This window comes from Acidaminococcus sp. BV3L6 (assembly GCF_000468835.1).
Classification (GTDB): Bacteria; Bacillota; Negativicutes; order Acidaminococcales; family Acidaminococcaceae; genus Acidaminococcus; species Acidaminococcus intestini.
On the sequence record NZ_AWUR01000009.1, the window covers coordinates 42,298 to 49,599 of the forward strand.

At 49.6% G+C, this 7,302-nt stretch carries 7 protein-coding genes; all 7 read right to left on the minus strand.

What is annotated here, in order from left to right; translation table 11 throughout:
* Positions 1–10: 10 nt before the first annotated feature.
* Positions 11–754 carry an EFR1 family ferrodoxin gene (locus HMPREF1246_RS02800; RefSeq protein ID WP_009016279.1) on the minus strand — a complete coding sequence of 248 codons (744 nt, stop codon included), beginning with the start codon at positions 752–754 and terminating at the stop codon, positions 11–13.
* A complete protein-coding gene (locus HMPREF1246_RS02805) occupies positions 751–1,143 on the minus strand; it encodes an acyl-CoA thioesterase (RefSeq protein WP_021736611.1) in 393 nt (130 codons plus the stop codon). Before HMPREF1246_RS02805 ends, HMPREF1246_RS02800 begins: the two co-directional genes overlap by 4 nt.
* Positions 1,140–1,733, minus strand: coding sequence for a GDSL-type esterase/lipase family protein (locus tag HMPREF1246_RS02810; RefSeq protein WP_009016281.1), 594 nt, complete (start codon positions 1,731–1,733; stop codon positions 1,140–1,142). The genes HMPREF1246_RS02805 and HMPREF1246_RS02810 overlap by 4 nt, the downstream gene beginning before the upstream one ends.
* A complete protein-coding gene (locus HMPREF1246_RS02815; RefSeq protein ID WP_227077598.1) occupies positions 1,730–2,662 on the minus strand; it encodes a ketopantoate reductase family protein in 933 nt (310 codons plus the stop codon). The genes HMPREF1246_RS02810 and HMPREF1246_RS02815 overlap by 4 nt, the downstream gene beginning before the upstream one ends.
* A 36-nt stretch (positions 2,663–2,698) precedes the next feature.
* The gene (locus HMPREF1246_RS02820) at positions 2,699–3,919 is read right to left on the minus strand and encodes a M20 family metallopeptidase (protein ID WP_021736622.1); all 1,221 of its coding nucleotides are present in this window, start codon (positions 3,917–3,919) and stop codon (positions 2,699–2,701) included.
* A gap of 171 nt (positions 3,920–4,090) precedes the next feature.
* The gene (gene nrdG / locus HMPREF1246_RS02825; protein WP_021736626.1) at positions 4,091–4,624 is read right to left on the minus strand and encodes an anaerobic ribonucleoside-triphosphate reductase activating protein; all 534 of its coding nucleotides are present in this window, start codon (positions 4,622–4,624) and stop codon (positions 4,091–4,093) included.
* A gap of 12 nt (positions 4,625–4,636) precedes the next feature.
* Positions 4,637–6,763, minus strand: a complete 2,127-nt coding sequence (gene nrdD / locus HMPREF1246_RS02830; RefSeq protein ID WP_026385659.1) for an anaerobic ribonucleoside-triphosphate reductase — start codon at positions 6,761–6,763, stop codon at positions 4,637–4,639.
* Positions 6,764–7,302 lie beyond the last annotated feature (539 nt).

The window sequence follows — 7,302 nt, forward strand, 5'->3', positions numbered from 1 at the left end:
TCCTCTTTTTTTACCGTCCTGTAAATGGGACATTGGGATGATGGTACTGATCTTCCTTCAGGATGTGCCGCTCCCGAATAGTAATGGCCTGTTTGGGGCAGGCGTGAAGGCAGGCAAGGCAGTACGTACAGGTTTTCCCCATATGAACCGCATCCATGCCCAAGGATAGGTTCCCTACCGGACAAAGGCGCACGCAAAGACCACACTTGACGCAGCGCGCCGCATCCACACCAAGACGGAACCAGCGTCTGCCCAGGGACTTTCCCAAGGAAGTCCGGAAAAAGGAAGCCATGAGGGAGCCCTTGATGAGGGACCGGTCAGAGGTCCTGTCCTTGATCTTTTGGACAAGTTGGGGCAGGGCTTTCTCCGCCGTCACGAGTTTTTCATAAGCATAGGCAATATGCTGGCGCACGGCAGGCGTACTATTTGCCACCATGGCAAGATGGGCAGCGAAGGCAAGGTGTTGCCCCTTTTTTTGCAGGGCATTGTCAATACTCTGAAAAGCCGCACCGAAACTCGTTCCACTTGTGGCTACAGCAAAAAGATAAGGGGTCCCGGGAAACGTGAGACCTTCCAACGCGTCTGTCACAAAGTCCGGTGCATCCCCAAAATAGACGGGAAAGACGATTCCCACAACAGGATCCCGATCCTCTACAGGGCCCTCTTTCAGGGCGTGAAGGGAAAGGTTCAGGGATGTTGCCAGTTGGGAGGCAATAAAATAGGAATTGCCAGTCCCTGTAAAGTAATGAATCATGGTTCTTCTCCTTCCAGATGCCGCCGAATGGGAAGGGGGCGGCCCGTTTCACTGATGGACACATAGACAAAAACGGCGTCAGCGGCAAGAACCCGCTCACCTCCTTCTTCCACGGGTTCCAGATAGGCCTTGATTTCCACATCCAAAGAAGAGCGGCCCACATGAACAACACGGCCTTCAAGTTCAAGGACACGGCCATAGTGAATAGGCACATAGAAATTCATGCCCTTTACAGCAGCCGTTGTCACCCTTGTCCAGACAAAACGATGTGCTGTTATGCCCGAAAGTTCATCCATCCAGGCCATCAGGGTACCGCCAAAAAGATGACCCGCTGAATTGGCCATCTTGAGCATGACAGACCTTGTCATGACGGATACATCACGGCTCATACACGATCTCCCATAAGAGGACGGAAAAAGTCCACAAACGCATCGGCAAGCGCGGCATATCCTTTTTCATTTGGATGGATACCATCAACAAGGAGATTTTCACTGGCTTTTTCTTGGATTGCTTCAAATACGGCCTCCATATCAAAGAAAGGAAGGTCACGGCGTGCAGCCTCTTGTTTGAGGAACTGCCGGTAGGCCTTTAGGGCTGCATCATGTTTGGCAAATTCACTGGGAAGCTGCCATCCCTTTTCCGTGCTTTCCGGCCGCGCCAAGATAGGGCTTCCCAGCATAATGAGGGGGATGCCGCCTTCTTTTGCCGTATCAAGGGTCACGCAGATATTTTCTTTCATCTTTTCCAGGGGTTCATCAAGCAGAACATCATTGATGCCGCATTGAATAAAGACGCCGTCCGGGGCTTCTGCCAAGGCATCGCTGCAAAACATCCCCCGCATAAGGATGGTCAGGCGACCGCCGGCAGCATGATTGACAGCCGTAAAGCCAAGCTTTTTGGCGGCAATTTCCGGCCACGTGGCGGCAAGGGCAACATTGGTGCAGCTGACGAGGCTGTCTCCGACGAATACGATTTTCATCTTGTTTTCTCCTTTTGGACGGTCTCAAGTCTTTGACGAATGGCTTCATCTATTTTTTTGGTCACAGGGACAGGAACTGCATATTTTTTAGCCATATCAATAAGAAATCCGGAAAACAGTTCCAGTTCACCGGCTCGCCCCAAGACGATATCCCGGGAAAGAGAGGTCGTCTCCATTCGGTCTTCTTTTTGGGTGATACGTTCAAAATGGGCCCGTTTGAGATCATTAGGCAGGATAACACCCATCGCGCCAGCAACAGCCGCACTTTCTGCAAGCAGGCCCTGGATCAGGTTCTTACTTTCTGGTTCAGCAAGGACGCTGCCCAAAGGTTTTCCATAATAAGCCGTAATAAGGTTCAGTGCACAGTTAAAAATATACTTTTCCCACGTCTCAAGGCGGATATCCAAGGTTTCATAACAGCGAAACCCCGGATGGATGAACAGGTTATGGACAGCGGTTACCGCTTCTTCATCATCGCCGCCTATATAAAGACGCACCACCTTGCCTCGTTCATGGATTCCATAGTGTTCATCCATTTCACTGTTGATGTACAGGGCCGTATCCACGATACGCCCCACAGGAAGGATGCGGCGCAGCCACGTTTTGTGCTCAGCTCCATTCATGATGGGAACGAGGATGGTTCCATCTGTCACAATGGGTTTGATGTTTTCCAGTGCTTCCGTCAATTGGTCAGCCTTGACGCAAATAAAGATGACGTCCTGTGCTGGAAGCTGGGAAGCATCTTCGACGACAGGCAGCTGCAGATGAAGCGTTCCCAAGGCATCACTTTCCACATAAAGTCCCTGCTCAATAAGGGCCTTTTTGTGATCTTTCCGAGCAATCAAGGTCAGATTCCCTGATTCATATTTTTTTAGGTATCCGGCAAGGTAACCTCCGACCCCGCCGATCCCAATAATGGATATTTTCACAAAATCACCTCTTTGCATTTTGGTACTCCGGCGCCTCTAAGAAAGGCTTCCATCTTTTTGGAAAAAGTCATGATCTGCTGAAAGGGCGGCGAGGGCCTTGATGGCTACGCCAGCCATCAGCCGAGATCCCACTTCAAGAGCCTTTTCATCAGGGCAGCAACGAGCATTATGAAGCCCGGCAGCCGGTGTACCAGGGGTACTGCAGCCTAGCCACAAAAAGGCCCCTGGCACTTTTTGAAGATAAAAGCCAAAGTCTTCGGCCGTAAGATCCGGTTCCACATGAGCCATGACAGCCTCTTCGCCCAGTGTTTCCTGAGCCGTCTGCCTGACAAGTTCAGCCGGCTTGGGCCAGTTCATCAGGACCGGATAACCTCGAAAATAGTTAAATTCATAAGTGATGCCTGCGCTTTGTTCAAGTCCCTTCAGGATGCCCTCAAGCCACTGGGGGATATGGTCCCTCGTTGTTTCGTTAAGGGTCCGGATGGTTCCCTCTAAGATACAGGAACCGGGCACTACATTGTAACGGCTCCCGCCGGAAATGGTTCCCACATTGATGGTTGCTGTATCAAGGGGGCTCACACGCCGTGAAACAATATGGCTGACTTCCTGCAGAAAATCAGCGGCAGCCAAAATGGCATCAACCCCCTCATGGGGATGCCCCGCGTGGGCCGTACGCCCCTTGATAGTGACACGGAACCGGTCAGAAGCAGCCATGAGGGGACCACCTTTGATGCCAATCCTACCTACGGGATAGCTAGGCCAGACATGAAGGCCAAATACACCGGAGACCCCGTCAAGGAATCCATCCTTCATCATGAGCCGGGCGCCGCCTGTAGGTGACAGTTCCTCCGAGGGCTGAAAGAGGATACGAACCGATCCAAACAGGTCATCGCGGCGCTGCAGAAGCCGCAGGACGGTTTCAAGCAGGATTGCCATATGGACATCGTGACCGCAGGCATGCATGACGCCTTCATTTTGGGAAGCAAAGGGCAGCCCTGTTTCTTCCCTTACAGACAGGGCATCCATATCGGCGCGAAGGGCAATCAGCGGGCCCTCTGACTTTCCTTTGAGGGTCGCCGCCACTCCATAGTGGCCCGTTCCCCTTACAGGGGAGAGCCCCCACTCTTCAAGAAGCGAAAAAATCTTGGCACTGGTTTCCGCTTCCTGGGTGCTTATCTCTGGGTGAGCATGAAAATAACGACGGCATTCCCGCCCTATTTCTACGATTTTCTCTTCAGACAGCGCAGCTGGGTTCATTTCAATCCACCTTCCTTTATAAAAAAAAGAAGCGCATACTCGTATTGTATCACGGATAGGGCCCATGCGTAAGAGGCAAGTCCCTATTCCAAGAACGCCTTTGGCTTTTCATCATCCGGAGATAGAAAACAGACCGCGAAGAGGGAGCATCTCTTCACGGTCTGTTTTGCCTTAGGCAAATTCCGCACCGTCCCAAAGGATAATCTTCTTTTCCTTGAGAGAGCGGGGTACATCAATGATTCGCTGGTTCCTGCTGCCCTTGAAGCGCAGGTTGATGTCCTTTTCAGAAAGGACGAATTCCCCGTCAACAAGAACGTCCAAATAGCCCAGCATTTCCATCGTAATGGATGGGTCACCCAAGCGCCCTTTCAGCATATCTTCATCAAAGAGATAGCCGCTGTAGCACCAAATGGTCTTTTGAGGATAGTGCTCACGCACATGGCGCAGGACGCCAACAAGAACCGCTTGATTTTCCGGTTCAAAGGGCTCCCCACCCAAAAGGGAGAAGCCCCTGATATAGTCAGGTTCCAAGGCTTCCATGATTTCCTTGACGGCATGTTGGTCAAAAGGCTTGCCATAAGAAAAATCCCAAGCTTCCTCATTGAAACAGCCTTTACAGTGATGGGTACAGCCGCTTACGAAAAGGGAGACACGGACACCCGGTCCATTGGCGACATCTGTTTTTTTGATAGCGGCATAATTCACGGTGCGGCCCCCTTACAGATGAAGGACGCGGGACTTGATTTCCTTCGTTTTCCCGACGTTCCAGAAGTTTTCGCCCAAATAGCCACAGGTCCGGCGCACAACATTCATCTTACTCTGGTCCTTATTATGACATTGGGGGCATTCCCATTCCAAGTTGTCATTGACCTTGATTTCTCCGTCAAATCCGCAGACCTGGCAGTAGTCGGACTTTGTGTTAAATTCGGCATACTGGATATTGTCGTAAATAAAGCGAACAAGGTCTTCCACAGCTGTCGGATTCTTCTTCATATTAGGAATCTCGACATAGGAGATGCAGCCTCCTGTAGAAATGGGCTGGAACTGATTTTCGAACTTGAATTTGCTGAAAGCATCGATATGTTCACGGACATCAACATGATAGGAATTGGTATAGTATCCTTTGTCCGTAATATCCTTGATAGTGCCGAAGCGTTCCTTGTCGATGCGGGCAAACCGGTAGCACAGGGATTCAGCCGGGGTTCCATACAGAGAGAATCCCAGTCCCGATTCAGCACGCCACTTCTTGCAGGCCGCGTTGAGGTGCTTCATGACACGCATAGCAAATTCCTCGCCTTCCGGTGTCGTGTGGCTGCATCCCTTCATGGCCACCGTGCATTCATAAAGGCCGATATACCCCAACGACAGCGTGGAGTAGCCATTTTCCAAGAGCTTATCAATGGTTTCGCCCTTCTTTAGACGGGCAATGGCCCCGTTTTGCCAATGGATTGGGCTGACATCGCTGCGAATCCCCTTGAGGGCATTATGACGGACCATAAGTGCTTCACGGCAGAGTTCCAAGCGTTCGTCAAGGAGTTTCCAGAACTTATCCTCATCGCCCTTGGCAATGATGCCAATCTGGGGCAGGTTGATGGAAACAACCCCTTGATTGAAGCGGCCTTCAAATTTATAGTGTCCATCCTTATCCTTCCAAGGTACGAGGAAGCTTCGGCATCCCATGGGGGAAAAGACATTGCCTTCATAGTTTTCGCGCATCTTCTTGGCCGAAATATAGTCCGGATACATCCGTTTGATGGAGCAGCGTACAGCAAGCTCAGTCAAGTAATCATACTTACCACCCTTGAGGCAGTTATTTTCATCAAGGACATAAACCAGTTTCGGGAAGGCCGGAGTAACGTAGACACCGGCTTCATTCTTGATGCCTTCCAAACGTTGCTTGAGGATTTCCTCGATGATTTGAGCATTTTCTTCAATGTACTCGTCCTTGGGATCCAAATGAAGGAAAAGGGTTACGAAAGGAGACTGTCCATTAGTCGTCATCAAGGTATTGATCTGGTACTGGATTGTCTGGACACCGCTTGCCAGTTCTTCCTTCATGCGGGCATCGAGGATTTCGTTGAGTTCCTTTTCACTCAGTGAACCTTGGGTGGATTCCACAAGGCGTTTACGGAACTTATCCCGGCTGCGGCGGAGATATTTGCCCAGGTGGGAAATATCAACGGACTGTCCGCCATATTGGGCAGACGCGACAGACGCAATGATCTGGGTCATGACCGTGCAGGCAACTTGGAAGCTCTTTGGGCTTTCAATGAGTTTGCCATGCATGACCGTTCCATTATCCAGCATATCCCCAATATTGATAAGGCAGCAATTGAACATGGGCTGGATAAAATAGTCCGAATCATGAAAGTGAAGGATACCTTCATCATGAGCACGGGAAATCTTTTCCGGCAGCACAATCCGGCGCGTCAAATCACGGGATACTTCTCCGGCAATAAGGTCACGCTGGGTGGAAACCATAACGGCGTTCTTGTTGGAATTTTCTTCCATGACATCCTTGTTCTTGTTGCTGATCAGAGACAGGATGGATTCATCCGTCGTATTGGCTTTACGGACAAGGGCCCGGTTGTAGCGATAAATAATGTAGGCTTTGGCCAGTTCGTAACGGCCGCGGTTCATGATCTGCTTTTCGACCATATCCTGGATATCTTCCACAAGGAAGCGTTTCCTTTTCTTTCCTTCTACGAAGGAGGCGATGGTATCAATATCAGATTCCGGAAGTCGTTCTCCCTCCTCCACTGCTTTATTGGCCTTTTGAATGGCAACCACGATCTTATGCCGATCAAAGGATACAGTTGACCCATCCCGCTTTATGACTTGCATTCCCATCGCACTCATCCTTTCTTGATTTTTCTCTTATAGAAGGTGAAAGAACACGCTGTCCTAACGTGCCCTTTGCTGACCAAACATAAAAACATCCGCTCCCTTTCCTTAAAAAAGCGGTGGAATAAAAAGCGAATCCGCCCAGAGCGATTACGCATATAGAATACACCATATTGGGTCGGAGCGCAAGAAAAATATCAACATATAGTGCTATTTGGGTAATTTTTCACGGCTACTACACAACACCTAGTTTGCACATTTGTCATGGACAGAGGTTACGATTGAGCATAAAAAGAAAGGACTGGACAATTTTCCAATGAGAAGATTTTGCTTCACAAAGTCACGCTAACATGCCATTCTCATCATAGAATGGCAGGAGGAAACAGGATTACACTTTTTAAACACGATTAATAGACAAAGAGGAGAAAAATCCACTGAAATATCATGAGAATTTTTTTCCTTCCTTTATCCGTTAGTAATGTTTGTAATAATTATTACCTCTTGATAAAAGCAGCCAGAAACATCCCCATATGAAAAAG

Coding starts and splice junctions, on each gene's coding strand:
- HMPREF1246_RS02800 (WP_009016279.1), bottom strand. CDS start 754: ATGATTCATTACTTTACAGGGACTGGCAATTCCTATTTTATTGCCTCC.
- HMPREF1246_RS02805 (WP_021736611.1), bottom strand. CDS start 1,143: ATGAGCCGTGATGTATCCGTCATGACAAGGTCTGTCATGCTCAAGATG.
- HMPREF1246_RS02810 (WP_009016281.1), bottom strand. CDS start 1,733: ATGAAAATCGTATTCGTCGGAGACAGCCTCGTCAGCTGCACCAATGTT.
- HMPREF1246_RS02820 (WP_021736622.1), bottom strand. CDS start 3,919: ATGAACCCAGCTGCGCTGTCTGAAGAGAAAATCGTAGAAATAGGGCGG.
- nrdD (WP_026385659.1), bottom strand. CDS start 6,763: ATGCAAGTCATAAAGCGGGATGGGTCAACTGTATCCTTTGATCGGCAT.